This window comes from Streptomyces sp. NRRL F-525, assembly GCF_000716605.1.
GTDB lineage: Bacteria > Actinomycetota > Actinomycetes > Streptomycetales > Streptomycetaceae > Streptomyces.
In genome coordinates, this window is sequence record NZ_JNXE01000007.1 from 168,185 (window position 1) to 185,243 (window position 17,059).

Annotated in this window: 18 protein-coding genes; 11 read left to right on the plus strand and 7 right to left on the minus strand. The window is 70.5% G+C overall.

The window, feature by feature from the left end; all coding sequences use genetic code 11:
* The first annotated feature begins 110 nt into the window (after positions 1-110).
* Positions 111-1,565 (plus strand): APC family permease, encoded by a 1,455-nt coding sequence (locus OO69_RS13055; RefSeq protein WP_078652408.1) that lies wholly within the window; start codon positions 111-113, stop codon positions 1,563-1,565.
* Here OO69_RS13055 and OO69_RS51280 read toward each other — a convergent pair.
* A complete protein-coding gene (locus tag OO69_RS51280; RefSeq protein WP_033280712.1) occupies positions 1,562-1,759 on the minus strand; it encodes a hypothetical protein in 198 nt (65 codons plus the stop codon). The genes OO69_RS13055 and OO69_RS51280 overlap by 4 nt on opposite strands.
* 168 nt (positions 1,760-1,927) lie before the next feature.
* On the opposite strand from OO69_RS51280, the gene OO69_RS13065 reads away from it, so the two are divergent.
* Both OO69_RS13065 and OO69_RS13070 read left to right on the plus strand, forming a co-directional pair.
* Positions 1,928-2,662, plus strand: a complete 735-nt coding sequence (locus tag OO69_RS13065) for a phosphotransferase (RefSeq protein WP_033280713.1) — start codon at positions 1,928-1,930, stop codon at positions 2,660-2,662.
* Positions 2,663-2,764: 102 nt separating this feature from the next.
* Positions 2,765-3,535 carry an ArsR/SmtB family transcription factor gene (locus OO69_RS13070; RefSeq protein ID WP_033280714.1) on the plus strand — a complete coding sequence of 257 codons (771 nt, stop codon included), beginning with the start codon at positions 2,765-2,767 and terminating at the stop codon, positions 3,533-3,535.
* A gap of 35 nt (positions 3,536-3,570) precedes the next feature.
* On the opposite strand, the gene OO69_RS13075 is transcribed toward OO69_RS13070, so the two are convergent.
* Both OO69_RS13075 and OO69_RS13080 read right to left on the minus strand, forming a co-directional pair.
* Positions 3,571-4,011, minus strand: coding sequence for an SPW repeat protein (locus OO69_RS13075; protein WP_033280715.1), 441 nt, complete (start codon positions 4,009-4,011; stop codon positions 3,571-3,573).
* 90 nt (positions 4,012-4,101) lie between these two features.
* Positions 4,102-4,704, minus strand: a complete 603-nt coding sequence (locus OO69_RS13080; protein ID WP_033280716.1) for a sigma-70 family RNA polymerase sigma factor — start codon at positions 4,702-4,704, stop codon at positions 4,102-4,104.
* A 102-nt stretch (positions 4,705-4,806) separates the two neighbouring features.
* On the opposite strand from OO69_RS13080, the gene OO69_RS13085 reads away from it, so the two are divergent.
* Entirely contained in the window at positions 4,807-5,787 is a 981-nt protein-coding gene (locus OO69_RS13085; protein WP_033280717.1) for a MerR family transcriptional regulator, read from the plus strand.
* 9 nt (positions 5,788-5,796) lie between these two features.
* Here the strand turns inward: OO69_RS13085 and OO69_RS13090 are convergent, their stop codons facing one another.
* Both OO69_RS13090 and OO69_RS13095 read right to left on the minus strand, forming a co-directional pair.
* On the minus strand, positions 5,797-7,170 hold the full coding sequence (locus tag OO69_RS13090; RefSeq protein WP_033280718.1) for a cryptochrome/photolyase family protein: 1,374 nt from the start codon (positions 7,168-7,170) through the stop codon (positions 5,797-5,799).
* A gap of 74 nt (positions 7,171-7,244) precedes the next feature.
* Positions 7,245-8,774, minus strand: a complete 1,530-nt coding sequence (locus OO69_RS13095) for an SDR family oxidoreductase (RefSeq protein ID WP_033280719.1) — start codon at positions 8,772-8,774, stop codon at positions 7,245-7,247.
* Between the two features lie 166 nt (positions 8,775-8,940).
* On the opposite strand from OO69_RS13095, the gene OO69_RS13100 reads away from it, so the two are divergent.
* On the plus strand, positions 8,941-9,129 hold the full coding sequence (locus tag OO69_RS13100) for a hypothetical protein (protein WP_033280720.1): 189 nt from the start codon (positions 8,941-8,943) through the stop codon (positions 9,127-9,129).
* A gap of 32 nt (positions 9,130-9,161) precedes the next feature.
* Here OO69_RS13100 and OO69_RS13105 read toward each other — a convergent pair whose 3' ends face one another.
* Positions 9,162-10,073: a LysR family transcriptional regulator gene (locus OO69_RS13105; RefSeq protein WP_033280721.1), complete on the minus strand. Its 912-nt coding sequence runs from the start codon at positions 10,071-10,073 to the stop codon at positions 9,162-9,164.
* A 143-nt stretch (positions 10,074-10,216) separates the two neighbouring features.
* Here OO69_RS13105 and OO69_RS53845 point away from each other — a divergent pair, with 143 nt between their 5' ends.
* From OO69_RS53845 to OO69_RS13130, 6 genes are all read left to right on the plus strand, one after another.
* Positions 10,217-10,294: a putative leader peptide gene (locus tag OO69_RS53845; protein WP_351520955.1), complete on the plus strand. Its 78-nt coding sequence runs from the start codon at positions 10,217-10,219 to the stop codon at positions 10,292-10,294.
* A gap of 121 nt (positions 10,295-10,415) precedes the next feature.
* On the plus strand, positions 10,416-11,537 hold the full coding sequence (gene sfnG / locus OO69_RS13110) for a dimethylsulfone monooxygenase SfnG (RefSeq protein WP_033280722.1): 1,122 nt from the start codon (positions 10,416-10,418) through the stop codon (positions 11,535-11,537).
* Between the two features lie 30 nt (positions 11,538-11,567).
* Positions 11,568-12,785, plus strand: coding sequence for an acyl-CoA dehydrogenase family protein (locus OO69_RS13115; RefSeq protein WP_033280723.1), 1,218 nt, complete (start codon positions 11,568-11,570; stop codon positions 12,783-12,785).
* 61 nt (positions 12,786-12,846) lie between these two features.
* On the plus strand, positions 12,847-13,401 hold the full coding sequence (ssuE, locus tag OO69_RS13120; protein ID WP_033280724.1) for an NADPH-dependent FMN reductase: 555 nt from the start codon (positions 12,847-12,849) through the stop codon (positions 13,399-13,401).
* Positions 13,402-13,406: 5 nt separating this feature from the next.
* Positions 13,407-14,603, plus strand: coding sequence for an SfnB family sulfur acquisition oxidoreductase (locus tag OO69_RS13125; RefSeq protein ID WP_033280725.1), 1,197 nt, complete (start codon positions 13,407-13,409; stop codon positions 14,601-14,603).
* A gap of 35 nt (positions 14,604-14,638) precedes the next feature.
* Positions 14,639-15,781 carry an LLM class flavin-dependent oxidoreductase gene (locus tag OO69_RS13130; RefSeq protein ID WP_033280726.1) on the plus strand — a complete coding sequence of 381 codons (1,143 nt, stop codon included), beginning with the start codon at positions 14,639-14,641 and terminating at the stop codon, positions 15,779-15,781.
* A gap of 44 nt (positions 15,782-15,825) precedes the next feature.
* Here the strand turns inward: OO69_RS13130 and OO69_RS13135 are convergent, their stop codons facing one another.
* Entirely contained in the window at positions 15,826-17,058 is a 1,233-nt protein-coding gene (locus OO69_RS13135) for a GNAT family N-acetyltransferase (protein WP_033280727.1), read from the minus strand.
* Between the last annotated feature and the right edge of the window lies 1 nt (position 17,059).

Genomic DNA, 17,059 nt, shown 5'->3' on the forward strand with positions numbered 1-17,059 from the left:
TGACGAGTCTAGTAAGGCTCCTTAACTTTATCGCCCAGTCAGCCACCGGATACCGGCCCGCACGCCGCACCCCCCTTTCTCCCCAGTCACGCACCCCCTCAGGAGCCTCCATGTCCGGCAGTCCGCCCCCAGACGGCGGGTTCGTCCGCCGCGTCGGCCTCTTCCAGGCCACCGCCATCAACATGAGCCAGATGTGCGGCATCGGGCCGTTCGTGACGATCCCGCTGATGGTCGCCGCGTTCGGCGGTCCGCAGGCGGTGATCGGCTTCGTCGCGGGCGCGATCCTCGCGCTGGCCGACGGGCTCGTGTGGGCCGAGATGGGCGCCGCGATGCCCGGGTCCGGCGGCAGTTACGTCTACCTGCGGCAGGCCTTCCAGTACCGCACCGGGCGGCTGATGCCGTTCCTGTTCGTGTGGACGGCGATGCTCTTCATCCCGCTCATCATGTCGACGGGTGTGGTCGGCTTCGTGCAGTATCTCGGCTATCTGGCACCGGACTTGGGCAAGACGTCCGGCGACCTGATCGGCCTGGGCATGATCGCCGTGGTGATCCTGCTGCTGTGGCGCGGCATCGAGAACATCGCGCGCATCACCGCCGTGATGTGGGCGGTGATGATCGCCGCGGTGTTCCTGGTCATCGTGGCCGCCGCGAGCGACTTCAGCGCGCACCTCGCCTTCACCTACCCGGCGCACGCCTTCGACCTGGGCAGCGACAAATTCTGGCTCGGCTTCGCCGGCGGCCTGACCATCGGGATCTACGACTACCTCGGCTACAACACCACCGCGTACATGGGCGCCGAGATCAAGGACCCGGGCCGCACCCTCCCGCGCTCCATCCTCTTCTCCATCGTCGGCATCATGGCGATCTACCTGATGCTGCAGATCGGCACGCTGGGCGTCATCGACTGGCACCGGATGACGAACGTGAACGACATCGCCTCCACCTCGGTGGCCTCGGCGGTCCTGGAGAAGACCTGGGGCAAGGGCGCCGCCGACACGGTCACCGTCCTGATCCTGATCACGGCCTTCGCCTCGGTCTTCACCGGCCTCCTCGGCGGCTCCCGCGTCCCCTACGACGCGGCCCGCGAACGCGTTTTCTTCCGCCCCTACGCCAAGCTCCACCCCAAGCACCGCTTCCCGATGCTGGGCCTCGCCACGATGGGCGTGATCACGGCGATCGGCTTCCTCATCGGCCGCCACACGGACCTGGCGACCCTGATCCAGCTCCTGACCACGGTCATGGTCATCGTCCAGGCCCTGGCCCAGATCATCGCGCTCACGGTCCTGCGCAAACGCCAGCCGACCCTGCGCCGCCCGTACCGCATGTGGCTCTACCCCGTGCCGAGCATCATCGCCTTCGTCGGCTGGTGCGTGATCTACGGCTATGCCGACAAGAACTCCCCGGGCCGCCACCCCATCGAGTGGTCCCTCGCCTGGCTCGCCCTCGGCTGCGTCGCGTTCGTCATCTGGGCCCACTTCGAGAAGGTCTGGCCGTTCGGCCCGAAGGAGATCACGGAGGAGTACCTCACGGAGACGACCCCGGACCCTGAACCCGCGGGCGCCTAGGCCCTGTTGACCCAGCCGGTCGCGGCCGGCACGTCCGCCGCGACATCGACGACGGAGCGCCCGTCGGTCACCACTCGCACGGTGTCCACGGGCGCCCGCTCGTCCAACAGGCGTGCTTTACGGATGCTGTTGGCGAACGCGCTCCAACTCACCGCGAATGTCGATCTGTTGAGGTGCGCGTGGTTCGCGGACACGAGTCGCTGATAGCTGGGTGCAGCGCAATTCCCTTACGCGGTGGTCAAGTTGGCCTCGCTGATCAACGTTTGCCCCGCCCTCCGACAAGCAGTGCCTCCGCATGATCCATGCGAGCAGCGCGTCAAGCGATACTCGTGCGGTCGAACGATTTTGGGGAGGCGGGCCACGTGGAGGAATCGGCGCTAGGCGGAGGCGCGATCAACGCGGTCGTACGGGTCGGGGAGACCGTACGACGCACTCCGGCGCCGCCGGAACGGTCGGCCTACGTGACCGGACTGCTCGGGCTGTTCGAGGGGCAACGGTGGTCAGGAGCACCGCGCTTCCTAGGCACGGACGAGCGAGGGCGGGAGGTGTTCCAGTACATCGAGGGCCGGGCGGCCGTAAGCCCCGACGAGTGCTCTGCCGCCCGCACCGACGACAGCCTGGTGCGCGTCGCGCGGCTCGTCCGGGCCTTCCATGACCTGACGCACGGCACACCGCAGGCCGGTGACCAGGACGTTGTCTGCCACAACGACCTCGCCCCCAAGAACACCGTCTACGACAGCGCGTGGCACCCGCTGGCCTTCGTCGACTGGGACCTCGCCGCCCCCGGCGAGCGCGTCCACGACGTCGCCCACGTCTGCTGGCAGTACCTGGACCTCGGCCCGGGCATCACCGACGTGCCCGAGACCGCCCGCCGGATTGCGCTGATCTGCGAGGCGTACGGCCTTGACGACACCGGCCGGCTGCTGGACACGGTCCTCTGGTGGCAGGACCGGTGTTGGCGGGGCATCGAAGCCGGCGCCGAACGCGGCGAACCGGGCATGGTCGGTCTGCGGGCCAGTGGCGTCGTGGAGGAGATCCGGGACGCGTACGGCTGGGTGGCCGCGCATCGGCGCGAGCTGGGCGCGTTCCTGCGCTGAGGCGTCGTAGAAGATCGTCATGAATCGGGCGAAGCCGCTCACCTTGACATGCAGGTAACTGCCTGCATAACTTTGAGTGTGCGATCCGAACAGGACTCAGGGATGGACGCGGTCTTCAAGGCCCTGGCCGACGAGACCCGCAGGCGTCTGCTGGACCGGCTGCACGAGGAGAGCGGGCAGACGCTCGGCGAGTTGTGCGGGCGCATCGACATGACCCGTCAGTCGGTGACCCAGCATCTGGCCGTCCTGGAGGCCGCCAACCTGGTCAGCACGGTGCGGCGCGGGCGGGAGAAGCTGCACTACCTCAACCCGGTCCCGCTGCACGAGATGCAGGAGCGCTGGATCGACAAGTTCGAGCGCCCGCGCCTGCGCGCACTCGGGGCCCTGAAGCGACGAGCCGAGGAAGCCATGACCGACAAACCGACATTCGTCTACGTCACCTACATCGCGAGCACCCCGGAGAAGGTCTGGGACGCGCTCACCGACGCCGACCTGACCGCTGTCTACTGGGGCCACAGCAATGTGTCCGACTGGCAGCCGGGCTCCCGTTGGGAACATGTGCGCACGGACGGTTCCGGCATCGCCGATGTCGTCGGCACGGTGGTGGAGAGCGTGCGCCCGACCCGGCTCGTGACCACATGGGCCGCGCCGGATAAGGAGGGGGAGGAGGACGCGTACTCCCGCGTCGTCTTCGACATCCGGCGCCACGAGGACATCGTGCGCCTCACCGTCACCCACGAGGATCTCGCCGACGAGGGCGAGCTGTCCGATGTGTCGGGTGGCTGGCCGGCCGTGTTGTCCAACCTGAAGTCGGTCCTCGAAACCGGCAGCCCCCTCCCGCAGGCGCCCTGGCTGGTGCCGGGCGGCCACTGAAGGGGGCGTGGCTTCCTTCCGGATCCCGGGGGTTCCTACGGCTTGGGAGTGCTCCGCGCCGCCGTACCGGCACACACCAGGCCCAGCAGTACGGCCAGTCCGCCGATGATGACGTTGTTCAGGATGACGCCCTTGTCGGGGTGGCTGCCCACGATCCACGGGGAGACGATCATCCAGACACCCAGGGCGCTCATCGCCCAGCTGAGGCCGTACATGCGTTCCGGCGCCCTGGTGAACCCGAGGGCCAGCAGGCCGATCGCGATGCCGACGATCAGGTTGTGCGGCACGAGCGCGGGCTGGCTCGTCGTGTAGTGGAGTATCCACGGGGATACGGCGCAGTACAGACCGAGCAGGAACACCGGTCCGTCCACGAGCGCCACATCGCGTCCACCGAGCATGCGGGCGTAGCGCGCCTGCATTTCGGAGACATCAGGGTGGCTCGCCATGTCACCTCTGGTGTGCGAGACGTTGGCCATGACTCGTCTCCTTTGACTTCGCTGGCCTGACCGCGTCTGGTGCGGTATGCGGCAAAAGCCGCTTTCCTCCATAGTGCTCTTATTTCACCTTTATGTGTAGTGGTCAGCCTGTTCGTCGCCCTGGAGGTGACGGCGCAACTGGTGGAGCCCGCGTCGGGCGTGACTCTTGACCGTGCCCAGCGGCCAGCCGGTGCGCCGCGCGATCTGGGTCTGGGTGAGGTCCTCGTAGTACGTCAGCCGCAGGACCCGCTGCTGGGGTGCGGGCAGTTTGGCCAGCTCGCCCAGGACCAGGACGCGGTCGAGAACCGTGTCGGGCTTCCGGGCGGCGGGATCGGCGACGGCGAGCGAGGAGCCCGCGGCGGCCACGAGGTGCAGGCGACGGGTGCGGGCGGACAGCGCGTCGGCGATCGTGCGCCTGGTGATGCCCACGATCCAGCCGCCGATCGCGCCGCGCTCGGGACGGAAACCGCGCCGCCCGCGCCACACCCCGAGGAACACCTGCTGGGTCACGTCCTCGGCCTCCTTGGCGTCCCCCAGCGACCGCCGGGCCAGGCCGTGCACCAGGGGTGACCAGCGGTGATACACGGCGGCCAGACAGTCCTCGTCGCCCGCCACCAACCCCCTGGCCAGCTCCTCGTCGGTGCGCGAGTCCGTCGCGGGGCTTGGGCGGACGGCGGCGGGCTGCGGGCTCATGGCTACGGCTCCTCACGCGTCGGTCGGTGACTGTCCGGTCATCGTGGGAGCCGGGGATCAAGGTCATCAACTCGCGTCGATTGTGCGTCGTATAGTCACTGGATGAGTGAATTGCCCGCCGACAGGGACGCGGCGCACGGGTCCACGGGCGAAGTGCCCCTGACGACCGGTGCGTTGGCCCGCCGGCTGGGCGTGGCGCCGACCACGCTGCGGTCCTGGGAGCGTCGCTACGGCATCGGTCCCGCGGTCCGCGCCGAGGGGCGGCACCGGCGCTGGACCCCGCGGGACGTGGCCCTGCTGGAGGAGATGTGCCGGCTGACCTCGTCGGGCGTACCGGCGGCAGAGGCGGCGCGGGTGGCGAAGGGGGCGGCCGGTTCGCATGCGGAGCCCGTGCCCGTACGGAACCGGACGTCGCGGGCCCCCGGCGCCCTGCCCCTCGGAGACGTGCGCCAGGAGTGCCGCGGCCTGGCGCGCGCCGCCGTCCGGCTCGACGCGCCCGCCGTCGAGCGTCAACTGGCCGATGCCGTCGGCCAGTACGGCACCGTCGTCGCCTGGCAGGAGGTGATGATGCCGACCCTGCACGCGGTGGGGCGCAAGTGGGCGTCGTCCGGGGACCGTTACGTCGAGGTGGAGCACCTGCTGTCCTGGCACGTCTCCACCGCCCTGCGCCGGCACACCCCGCTTCCCGGGCCGCAAGCCGACGTCCCGCCCGTCGTCCTGGCCTGCGTGCCCGGCGAACAGCACACCCTCCCCATCGAGGCACTCAACGCCGCACTGGGTGAACTCGGCCTGCCCACAAGGATGTTCGGCGCCGCCGTACCCGCCGAGGCGCTCACCGCGGCGGTACGGCGGCTGGGCCCGGCGGCCGTCGTCCTGTGGGCGCAGGCACGCTCCACGGCGAGCCCGCCGCTGGCCCGGCACCTCGCCGACATCCGGTGGGGAGTGAAGGGCGCCAGGCGACAGCCCTCGGTGGTACTGGCCGGACCCGGCTGGTCCGGCGCTCAGGCCCCGGGCGCGGTGCGGCCGGTGACGCTCGCGGATGCCGTGGACACCCTGTCCGCGATGTACCAGGCACGGCACTGAGCGCGGACCTCAGTCACCCGCCCGGCCTTGCCTGAACCGCGCGAGCCCGTCCGCGAGTTCGACGATCGGATCCGGATAGTCGCCGAGCGCCGCCCGCTCAAGTCCCCTGAGTTTCCACGGCTCGTGTGCCAACGGGCCGTCCAGCTCGGCGAGTTCGGGCACCCAGCGCCGGACGTACGCGCCGTCCGGGTCGTACCGCTTCGCCTGAGTGACGGGGTTGAGGACCCGGTTGGGGCGTGAGTCGGTGCCGGTGCCCGCCATCCACTGCCAGTTGAGCTGGTTGTTGGCCACATCGCCGTCGACGAGCAGATCGAGGAAGTACCGGGCGCCGACGCGCCAGTCGACGTAGAGCGTCTTGGTCAGGAAGCTCGCCGTCAGCAGGCGCCCCCGGTTGTGCATCCAGCCCTCGTGGAGCAGTTGGCGCATCGCCGCGTCGATCAGCGGATAGCCGGTGCGGCCCTCCTTCCAGGCCGCGATGTCCTCGCGGGCCGTGCGTGCGGACCGCCAACGGTCGTGCTTCGTACGGTAGTCGGCGCCCGCGGCCGAGGGCCTGGCCGCCAGCACCTGCCGGTGGAAGTCCCGCCACGCGAGCTGCCGTACGAAGGCCTCGGGGCCCGGTCCTTCCAACTGCCGTGCCCGGTGGACCAGTTCGACGGGGGAGAGGGTGCCGAAGTGGAGATGGGGCGAGAGGTGGGAGGTGGAATCGGCGGCGAGGGCGTCGTGCAGGTCCTCGTACGACGCGATGCCGTCGCGCAGCCAACGGCCCAGCAGCTTGCGGCCGTTGGTCTCCCCGCCGGTCGCCAGTCCCGGTGACAGTCCTTCGACACCGGCGCGGGCGGGCAGTTCCTCGGAACCGACACCGTCGGGGACGCGCACCGTGCGCGGTGCGGCGAGCGGGGTGCGCAGGTGCTCCCCGGACCAGTGACGGAAGTACGGCGTGAAGACCGCGAAGTGGTCCGAGGAGGCCGGTGTCACCCCGCCGGGTGCGACGGCCGTGGTCACCGTGTCATGGACGTGCAGCCGCCGTCCCTCCGCCTCCAGCGCCCGCCGCAGCCGCTGCTCGCGCCGCCGCGCGTAGCCACTGACGTCGGCTGCCATGTGCACCTCGTCGGCGTCCGTCTCGGTGGCGACCTTGCACACCTTGTCGACGACGTCACCGGACCGCAGCACCAGTCGGCCGCCCCGCTCACGCAGGCCGGTGTCGAGGTCGCGCAGACAGTCGGCGAGGAACGCCAGCCGGTTGGGCGCGGCGAACCCGGCGTCCGTCACGCCCCGGTCGCGCACGAACAGGGGGACCACCTCGCGGGCCTCGGCGGCGGCGCGCAGCGCGGGATGGTCGTGCAGGCGCAGATCGGCGGTGAACAGGACGACCGAGACGTTCATGATGCGGACTCCGGGAGACGGGAAGAAGGGTCGGTGAGGTGCTTCCGGCGCGGAGGACCCGGCGGATGCGGCCGTCAACCGATCGGCGCGCGTTCCCCCGCCGGTGTCGTCGGCGTCCGGGCCGCGGCCCCCGCGATGTTGCGTGCCATGCCGCCGAACACGACGGCGTGGAAGGGTGAGACGCTCCACCAGTAGGCGTGCCCCAGGAGGCCGTGCGGATGGAACACGGCCCGCTGCCGGTAGCGGGTGCCGCCGTCGTCGTCCGTCTCCGCGTACATCTCCAGCCAGGCCAGGCCCGGCAGCCGCATCTCGGCCCGCAGCCGCAGGAGGTGCCCGGGGCGGATCTCCTCGACACGCCAGAAGTCCAGCGAGTCACCCACCCGCAGCCGCGCCGCGTCCCGGCGGCCCCGGCGCAGGCCGACACCGCCCACCAGCCGGTCCAGCCGCCCCCGCACGGCCCAGGCCAGGGGGAGGGAGTACCAGCCGTTGTCCCCGCCGATGCCCTCGATCACCCGCCACAGCGCCTCGCGCGAGGCGTCGACCGGCAGCTCCCGCAGGTCCGTGTAGAGGCTGCCGCCGGCCCAGTCAGGGTCGGTGGGCAGCGGATCGCTGGGCGCGCCGGGCACCGAGGCCGACGACCAGCGGGTGGTGACCTTGGCGTCGCGGACCCGCTGGAGGGCCAGCCGTACCGCCTCGTCGAAGCCGAGCGGGTGCCCGGGCAGGTCGGGGACGTACCGCGCGATGTCGTGCTCGTGGCAGACGACCTCGTGGCGCAGCGACTCGGTCAACGGCCGTGCGATGGACGCCGGTACGGGCGTCACCAGGCCGACCCAGTGACTGGACAGACCGGGAGTGAGAACCGGGACGGAGAGGATCAGTCGGCGCGGGAGGCCGGCGACGGCCGCGTACCTGGTCATCATCTCCCGGTAGGTGAGCACGTCCGGTCCGCCGATGTCGAAGGCGCGGCTGACGTCGGCCGGCATGCGCGCGCTGCCGACGAGTGCGCGCAGTACGTCGCGCACCGCCACGGGCTGGATCCGCGTGCGCACCCAGCTCGGTGTGACCATCACCGGCAGCCGCTCGGTGAGGTAGCGCAGCATCTCGAAGGAGGCCGATCCAGAGCCGATGACCACGGCCGCGCGCAGGACCGTGGTGGGCACGCCCGAGTCCAGGAGGATCCGGGCCACTTCGCTTCTCGACCGCAGGTGCGGCGAGAGATCCCCCTCCGGCACGCCAGCGGGGGTCAGACCGCTGAGGTAGACGATGCGCCGCACCCCGGCGGCGCGAGCCTGCTCTCCGAAGATCCGCGCCGCCTTCCGGTCGGTCTGCTCGAAGCGGTCGCCCGTGCCCAGCGCGTGCACGAGGTAATAGGCGACGTCGACGTCGCGCAGGGCCGCGGCGACCGACGCGGCATCCGTGACGTCGCCGCCCACCACCTCCACGTCGCCCGCCCATGGATGGTCGCGCAGTTTTTCGGGAGTACGGGCCAGACAGCGGACCCGGTGGCCCTCGGCGAGCAGTTCCGGAACCAGCCGGCCGCCGACATAGCCCGTCGCTCCGGTCACCAGACAGCGCAGGCCCGGTACGGCCTCGTCAGCGTGCATCCGTTCCACGGCCCTTCGTGTCGGTGTAACCCCCTGTGATCACTTCCCCGTGCGGGGCCGAACCGGATGCACGGTTCGGTCGGGTCCCGCCGAGAGAGTGAGCATGTCCGCGTCGATCGGGGGCAGGTGAACAGGTACGACGGCCCCCATGGGGAGCCGAGGAACGATGCTGGAGGTGTCTGCGGACATGGGCGCGAAGGTGTTGAAGCGGTTTTCGGCGGGGGCTCCGCGCGGATCATGGCCTGCCGAGGAGTTCGCGGCCCGGCGCCGCGCCGAGGGTGAGCCCGCCAGGGTCGTCATGGACCTGAAGTCCGACGCGTTCCTCGTGGTCGTTCCGATGGGCGACGAGGACTGACGCTGCGACCACGGTCCTGGGCGACCACCGCCTCAGGCGGGTGTTCCGCTCAGCTCCCGTGCCCGCCGTACGAATGCCTCGTGGAGATCCCCGGCCGCCTGCGGTACGGAGTCCGCGCGGCGGCGGCGCAGCATCAGCAGGACGCGGGCCGTGTCGCCGGCGATCGGCCGGTAGGTGATCGCGCCGAGCCGCTCCAGCGGGTCCCCGACCACGCTGAAGTCGGGCAGGACCGTCACCCCCAGCCCCTCCGCCACCATGAGCTTGCCCATCTCGGCGCCGTCGGTCGAGTACGCGAAGGCCGGGCCCCGACCGTCGAGCAGCCGGTGCACATAGCGGTGCATCACATAGCCGGAACGCATACCGATCAGAGGCTCGGTGAGTAGGTCGTCCACACTGACGGTCGGCCGGGACGCCAACGGGCTGTCGGGGCGCATGCACACCACCGGCAGCCCGGACAGCAGCTCGGTGGACTCGAAGTCGGCCGGCATGTCGTCGCCGTCGAGGTGATTGACCAGCCCGAGATCGAACCCGCCCTCCGACAACGCCCGGTGGATATCGGTCTGTTGGGCGCCGACCACCTCGACCTGGGTCAGCGGATGCGAGGCACGGAACTCGCGGACGACGGGCAGCAGCAGCGGCACGGTCGCCGCGTTGACCGTGCCCACCCGCACCATCCGGCTGATCCGGTGCTGCTCGCCCGCCGCCGCCCGCAGCCGGTCCACCGCGTCCAGCACATCGACGATCTTCGGCAGCAGTTCCCGGCCCTCCGCGCTCATCGTCGCGCCGGACCGTTTGCGCTCCAGGAGATCGACACCGAGTTCGCGTTCGAGATTGCGCACGGTCTCGCTCAACGCGGGCTGCGACAGGCGCAGTTCCTCGGCGGCCCGGCGCAGGGAGCCGAGCCGGGTGACGGCCGCTATGTATTCCAGCTGTTCGGTGCGCATGACCGCAGAATGCGGCCGATTTCCCGGGCTGTTCAAGGGTTTCCCTGTCACACGTTCGTGAAATTCAATGGTCCGCGATACGAGACCGGTCGGGTTTTCCTTGACGGCTCTCGCCGACGGCTGCCACGATCGACGGCATGATGATGCGACTGGACCTCACGCGGCGACGCCATGTCGACCTCGCGCGCGTCTCCAGCGCCTCCTGTTGCACCGCGGCCTGATCCCCGTCACCTCCGTCCTGTGATCCGCCGCCCACTTTTCACTCCCGCCCGATAATTCGCCGGATATCGCTCCGGCCGGATTCGGCGTGCCCGAAAACGCATTCCGCAACAGGAGTTCCGCATGCCCGCAGAGCCCGTGAAATTCGCCTACTGGGTCCCCAACGTCAGCGGGGGACTCGTCACCAGCAAGATCGAGCAACGCACCGACTGGGGCTACGAGTACAACCGCGAACTCGCCGTCCTCGCCGAGAACAACGGCTTCGAGTACGCGCTCAGCCAGGTCCGCTACATGGCCAGCTACGGCGCCGAGTTCCAGCACGAGTCGACCAGCTTCAGCCTCGCGCTCCTCCTCGCCACCCAGCGCCTGAAGGTCATCGCCGCCGTCCACCCCGGCCTGTGGCACCCGGGCGTCCTCGCCAAACTCGGCGCCACCGCCGACCACTTGTCGAACGGCCGCTTCGCCGTGAACGTCGTGTCCGGCTGGTTCAAGGGCGAGTTCACCGCGCTCGGTGAACCCTGGCTGGAGCACGACGAGCGCTACCGCCGCTCCGAGGAGTTCATCCAGGCCCTGCGCCAGATCTGGACCGAGGACCACACCGAACTCGCCGGTGACTTCTACCGGTTGCGCGACTTCTCCCTCAAGCCCAAGCCCCTCAACACCCCCGAGCGCCCGCACCCGGAGATCTTCCAGGGCGGCAACTCCACCGCCGCCCGCGCGATGGCCGGCCGCGTCTCCGACTGGTACTTCTCCAACGGCAAGGACTTCGACGGCGTCACCGAGCAACTCGCCGACGTACGCCACTCCGCCGCCCAAGTCGGCCGCAGCGCACCGAAGTTCGGCCTCAACGGCTTCCTCATCGCGCGGGACACCGAGGCCGAGGCGCGGGACACGCTCCGGGAGATCGTCGCCAAGGCCGACCATGAGGCCGTCGAGGGCTTTGGGGCCGCGGTGAAGCAGGCCGGGCAGTCCTCGGCCGACGGCAAGGGCATGTGGCAGGACTCCACGTTCGAGGACCTCGTGCAGTACAACGACGGCTTCCGTACGGGACTCATCGGCACCCCGGAGCAGATCGCCGAACGGATCGTCGCCTACAAGAAGTTGGGCGTCGACCTTCTCCTGCTCGGCTTCCTGCACTACCACGAGGAGGTGGAGTACTTCGGCAAGCGGGTGCTGCCGCTGGTGCGCGAACTCGAGGCCCAACTCCCGGACGCCGAGCCCGAGTCCGTCTCTGTCCACGCCTGAGCGCCCCCACCGCGAAAGAGGTCGTCCGACATGAGCACCGTCACGCCCACCGACTGGCAGACCCGCCCGGCCCCGCAGTCCGCCGAGGACTGGATCGCCCGCGCCGCCGAGGTCGCCGCCCTCCTCGACACCGACGCCGCCGCCCGCGACCGGGCCGGCGCCACCCCGCACGCCGAGGTCCAACTCCTCAAGGACTCCGGCCTCGTCACCCTGCTCGGCCCCACGGAGCACGGCGGCGGAGGCCAGGACTGGCCCACCGCCTACCGCGTCGTCCGCGAGATCGCCAAGGCCGACGGCTCCATCGGCCAACTCCTCGGCTACCACTACCTCTGGAACTGGGCCGCCCGTCTCGTCGGCACCCGCGAGCAGTGGGAGCACGTCGAGGCCGAAGCCGCCCGCAACCAGTGGTTCTTCGGCGGCGCCGTCAACCCGCGCGACAAGGACGTCACCGTCACCGAGGACGGCGACGACCTCGTCTTCACCGGCCGCAAGTCCTTCTCCACCGGCAGCAAGGTCTCCGACGTCACCGTCCTCGAAGGCGTCCTGGAAGGCACCGACCAGCACGTCTTCGCCATCGTTCCCTCCGACAGCGAGGGCCTGACCTTCCTCGACGACTGGGACAACATCGGCCAGCGCCTCACCGAGAGCGGCGGCGTCATCCTCGACGGGGTGCGCACCCCGTGGTCCTCGGCGGCCGGTTACGTCGACAAGGAATTCAAGCCGCGCACGTACAACACGCTCAACGTCCCCACCATCCAACTCGTCTTCGTCAACTTCTACTTGGGCATCGCCGCCGGCGCCCTGGAGACGGCCGCCACCTACACCCGCACCAAGGCCCGCTCCTGGCTGCACGGCGGTTACGAGCGCGCCGTCGACGAGCCCTACGTCATCGACACCTACGGCGACCTCACCGCCAAGCTCTGGGCCGTCGAGGCCCTCGCCGACACTGTCGCCGCCGAGGGACAGAAACTGCACGACGACCCCGACGCCGTCACCGCGAAGACGCGCGGCGACTTCGAGGTCAGGGTGGCCGCCGTCAAGGCACGCGCCACCGATGTCGCCCTGGAGATCGGCAACCGCATCTTCGAGGTCACCGGCGCCCGCTCCACCGCCTCCTCGGAAGGCCTCGACCGGTTCTGGCGCAACGTCCGCACCCACACCCTGCACGACCCCGTCGCCTACAAGCGGCGCGAGGTCGGCCGCTGGGTCCTGGAAGGCGAACTGCCCGAACCCACCTGGTACTCCTGACCGAACTGCCCCGGGGCGCCCGCCAGTCGAGCGGGCGCCCCACCTCCCCGAAAGAGGACCCATGGCCACCGTCCTGTCCGTCTCCGGCAGCCCCTCCGTCTCCTCCCGCACGAATCGCCTGCTACGGCACCTGGACAAGCGGCTGATCGCCCAGGGCCACGAGGTGATCCCGCTCGACGTGCGCACCATCCCCGCCGAGGCGCTGCTCGGCGCGGACTTCCGCCACCCGGCCATCGTCGAGGCCACCGAACTGTTCGCCCGCGCCGACGGAGTCGTCGTAGGCACCCCCGTCTACAAGGCCTCCTACTCCGGAGTCCTCAAGGCACTGCTCGACCTGCTCCCGCAGTACGCCCTCACCGGCAAGACCGTGCTGCCGCTCGCCACCGGTGGGTCCACCGCACATGTGCTCGCCATCGACTACGCGCTCCGCCCGGTGCTGAACTCCATGGGTGCCGCCCACATAGTCCAGGGCTGGTTCACCCTCGACAAGGACATCACGGCGCACGAGGACGGCTCGCTCACCGTCGCCCCGGCCACCAGCGAGGCGCTCACGCAGGTGGTGGACCAGTTCTCGGCGGCCCTCGGCCGGACCCCGCTGCTGGCCGCGGCGAGCTGACCATCATGACCGACCGTGCGACCGCCCATGTGATCGCGGACGACGCCGAGGCCCTGGCGCTCGCCGCCGCGCTGGCCGACGAGTTCCGGGCGGGAGCCTCGGCGCGCGACACCGAACGCAGGCTCCCGCGCGCCGAGTTGGACCGCCTCTCCGCCTCCGGACTGCTCGCGGTCACCGTGCCCGCCGAGCACGGCGGCGCCGACGTGAGCGCGGAGACCCTCGCCGAGATCTTCCGTCTCCTCGGCTCCGCCGACGGCAGCCTCGCCCAGATCCCGCAGAGCCACTTCGCCTACGTCAATGTGATCCGCCGTCAGGGCACCCCGGACCAGCAGAAGTTCTTCTTCGCCGAACTGCTGGCGGGGCGCCGCTTCGGCAACGCCCAGTCCGAGGCCGGCACCAAACACGTCCAGGACATCCGCACCCGCCTGACACTCCAACCTGACGGCTCCTACCGACTGACCGGCGTCAAGCACTACTCCACCGGCGCCCTCTTCGCCGACTGGATCCCCGTCCTCGCCCGCACCGAGGACGACAACCTCCATGTCGCGTACGTCCCGAGCGACGCCGAGGGTGTCACGGTCGTCGACGACTGGGACGGAATGGGCCAGCGTACGACGGCCAGCGGCACGGTCCGCCTGGAGGAGGTCGCCGTCCACGCCGACCGGGTCCTGCCGCACCACCTCACCTTCGGGGGACCCCAACTCCACGGCGCAGTAGCTCAGTTGCTGCACGCTGCCATCGACGCCGGGATCGCCGGGGGAGCGCTGGCCGAGGCCGCCGAGTTCGTCCGGACGAAGAGCCGCCCCTGGTTCGAGAGCGGGGTCGAGACCGCCGCCGAGGACCCGCTGCTGATCCAGCGGTTCGGTGAACTCGCCATCCAGGTAAGGGCGTCCGAGGCCCTGCTGATCCAGGCGGCCAAGGCCGTGGACGCGGCGCGCGCCAACCTCGACGACGACTCGGCGGCGGAGGCCTCCATAGCGGTCGCGGCGGCCAAGGTTCACGCTGCGCAGACGGCCGTAGAGGTGGCGGGAGCGCTGTTCGAGGTGTCCGGCACCCGCTCGGCGCTCAACTCCCTGAACCTGCACCGGCATTGGCGGGACGCACGCACCCACACCCTGCACGACCCGGCCCGCTGGAAGATCCAGCACATCGGCCGCTACGTGCTGAACGGCACCAGGCCGCCCCGCCACGGCCTCCTCTAACCCACCTACCGGACAGTCCAGACAGGAGCCCCCACGTGTCCCTCACCTTCCACTGGTTCCTCCCCACCAACGGGGACAGCCGCCATGTCGTGGGCGGCGGTCACGGCACCCCCGCCACCGCCTCCGGCCGGGACCGGCCGCCGACGGTCGCCTACCTGAGCCAGATCGCCCGCGCGGCGGAGGACCTCGGCTTCGTGGGCGCCCTCACGCCCACCGGCGCCTGGTGCGAGGACGCGTGGCTCACCACCGCGATGGTCAGCCAGAACACCGAACGCCTGAAGTTCCTGGTCGCCTTCCGCCCCGGCTTCGTCTCGCCGACGCTCGCCGCGCAGATGGCGTCCACGTTCCAGCGGCAGACCGGCGGACGCCTGCTCCTCAACGTCGTCACCGGCGGCGAGAGTCACGAGCAGCGGGCCTACGGCGACTTCCTCGACAAGGACGACCGGTACCGACGTACCGGCGAATTCCTGGAGGTCGTACGGCAGTTGTGGGACGGGAAGACCGTCGATCTGGCCGGTGAGCATCTGCGCGTCGAGGAGGCGAAGTTGGCGCGGCTGCCCGACCCGGTGCCCGAGGTGTACTTCGGGGGATCGTCGCCGATCGCGGGGGAGATCGCCGCCAAGTACGTGGACGTGTACCTGACTTGGGGCGAGCCGCCTGCTCAGGTCGCGGAGAAGATCGCGTGGATCAGGGGGCTGGCGGCGAAGCAGGGGCGGACGCTGCGCTTCGGCATCCGGCTGCACGTCATCACGCGTGACACGTCCGCGGAGGCGTGGGCCGAGGCGAACCGGCTGCTCGAAGGGTTCGACTCCGAGACCGTGAAGTCCGTACAGGCCGGGCTCGCGCGGAGCGAATCCGAGGGGCAGCAGCGGATGCTCGCGCTGCACGGCGGGAGCCGGGACGGGCTGGAGATCCATCCCAACCTGTGGGCCGGGATCGGGCTCGTCCGGGGTGGGGCGGGGACGGCGCTGGTCGGCAGCCATGAGGAGGTCGCCGAGCGGATCAAGGAGTACGCGGCGCTGGGGATCGAGGAGTTCGTGCTGTCCGGGTACCCGCACCTGGAGGAGGCGTACTGGTTCGGGGAGGGCGTGCTGCCGAGGCTCGCGACGGACGGGGTGTGGCAGCACCCCGTCGGCGAGCAGAAGGCTTCCGCGGCACAGGTGCCGTTCGCCAGCTGACGGCCCAACTCCGCGCCCTTCGGGCGTCGTTGCCGGGCGCGCGGTCAGAACCAGTGCAGGCAGTGCGGGGAACGGTCGGTGCGGAAGAGGGCGTCGGCCAGGGCGGCCGCGTCCGGGTGGTGGGCCCGGATGTGGCCAGCCCGGACGAGCGTGCTCGGGGCGGTGCCGCCGAGGTAGACCGAGCCCAGGTCGCACACGTCCAGGGAGAGGTCGGGCGCCCGGCCCGTGGGCACGCAGTCGGCCTTGCCGTCCCGGACGGTCAGCAGGTAGCGGCCGTGGTCGTCCAGGAACGGGTCGTCGACGGCGAGGACGATCTCTCCGTCCGTGAACCAGCCGCGCGCGGTCAGCGCACGCGGGACGTCCAGGAGCCGCACCCAGAGCCAGTCCATGTCGCCGCTCACCTCGCCGGCGCGGAAGTCCGTGAGCTGCCAGCGCAGCGGGTGCTGGGGCGGGACGTGCTTGAACACGACCTTGGACACGAGGTCGTGACTGAGCACCAACCGGGCCAGGGCCGTGAAGACGACGTCGTCGGTGGCGATGATCTCGTCGACCGTCAGGGTCTTGCCCTCACCGATCGAATAGCTGACGTACCCGTCCGGCACGCCGTCGGCGTCCCGGTGGAGGGCGATGTAGCGCGGCGTCGGCGAGATCGGGGGCTGCCCCGCGCGCAGGGCCCACCAGCGGTGCGGACGGGACAACGCGCCGGGCTGGGCGCGGCGGTAGCGGTCGTAGACCTCTTCCAGGATCTCGCCGCACTCGGCAGGACGCAGTACCTCGACCGAGCCGTTGTCCGCGACGACGACTGGTGTGTTGGCCACCCCGCTCGCCCGGGGAACGCTGAGGGCTGCCTGATGCCGCGGCACCGTCAGCCGTGCCGTGTAGGTCGCCGGTCCGTAGCCGAACCTGCTGTAGATCGTGGCCTCGGAGGCCAGCAGCACAGAGAGGATCTCTCCGCGGGACCGCAGTTCGGTGAGCTGATGCCGCATCATCGCGCTGAGCACGCCCTGGCGCCGGTGCGAGGGCAGGACGCCGACGGCGGTCACCCCGGGGGCCGGGACGAGGGTCTCGCCGGGCAGGGTGAGCTCGAAGGGGTACGTGGCCGCGGTGCCGACGGGCCGCCCGTCCGCCGTCAGGGCGAGCAGACAGCGGTCCATCTCGAGCGCCGACCACCACAGCCCGCCACCGTCGACCGGGGTTTCCGGGAAGAGCCCGAACGCCGCATGGACCGTGTCGACGAAGACGTCAAGGTCCTCGTCGGTCGTGGGACGGATCTCCATC

Coding starts and splice junctions, on each gene's coding strand:
- OO69_RS53845 (WP_351520955.1), top strand. CDS start 10,217: ATGCGACTGGACCTCACGCGGCGACGCCATGTCGACCTCGCGCGCGTC.
- OO69_RS13100 (WP_033280720.1), top strand. CDS start 8,941: ATGCTGGAGGTGTCTGCGGACATGGGCGCGAAGGTGTTGAAGCGGTTT.
- sfnG (WP_033280722.1), top strand. CDS start 10,416: ATGCCCGCAGAGCCCGTGAAATTCGCCTACTGGGTCCCCAACGTCAGC.
- OO69_RS13095 (WP_033280719.1), bottom strand. CDS start 8,774: ATGCACGCTGACGAGGCCGTACCGGGCCTGCGCTGTCTGGTGACCGGA.
- OO69_RS13070 (WP_033280714.1), top strand. CDS start 2,765: ATGGACGCGGTCTTCAAGGCCCTGGCCGACGAGACCCGCAGGCGTCTG.
- OO69_RS13125 (WP_033280725.1), top strand. CDS start 13,407: ATGACCGACCGTGCGACCGCCCATGTGATCGCGGACGACGCCGAGGCC.
- OO69_RS13085 (WP_033280717.1), top strand. CDS start 4,807: ATGAGTGAATTGCCCGCCGACAGGGACGCGGCGCACGGGTCCACGGGC.
- OO69_RS13055 (WP_078652408.1), top strand. CDS start 111: ATGTCCGGCAGTCCGCCCCCAGACGGCGGGTTCGTCCGCCGCGTCGGC.
- OO69_RS13135 (WP_033280727.1), bottom strand. CDS start 17,058: ATGGAGATCCGTCCCACGACCGACGAGGACCTTGACGTCTTCGTCGAC.
- OO69_RS13105 (WP_033280721.1), bottom strand. CDS start 10,073: ATGCGCACCGAACAGCTGGAATACATAGCGGCCGTCACCCGGCTCGGC.
- OO69_RS13090 (WP_033280718.1), bottom strand. CDS start 7,170: ATGAACGTCTCGGTCGTCCTGTTCACCGCCGATCTGCGCCTGCACGAC.
- OO69_RS13075 (WP_033280715.1), bottom strand. CDS start 4,011: ATGGCCAACGTCTCGCACACCAGAGGTGACATGGCGAGCCACCCTGAT.
- OO69_RS13115 (WP_033280723.1), top strand. CDS start 11,568: ATGAGCACCGTCACGCCCACCGACTGGCAGACCCGCCCGGCCCCGCAG.
- OO69_RS13080 (WP_033280716.1), bottom strand. CDS start 4,704: ATGAGCCCGCAGCCCGCCGCCGTCCGCCCAAGCCCCGCGACGGACTCG.
- ssuE (WP_033280724.1), top strand. CDS start 12,847: ATGGCCACCGTCCTGTCCGTCTCCGGCAGCCCCTCCGTCTCCTCCCGC.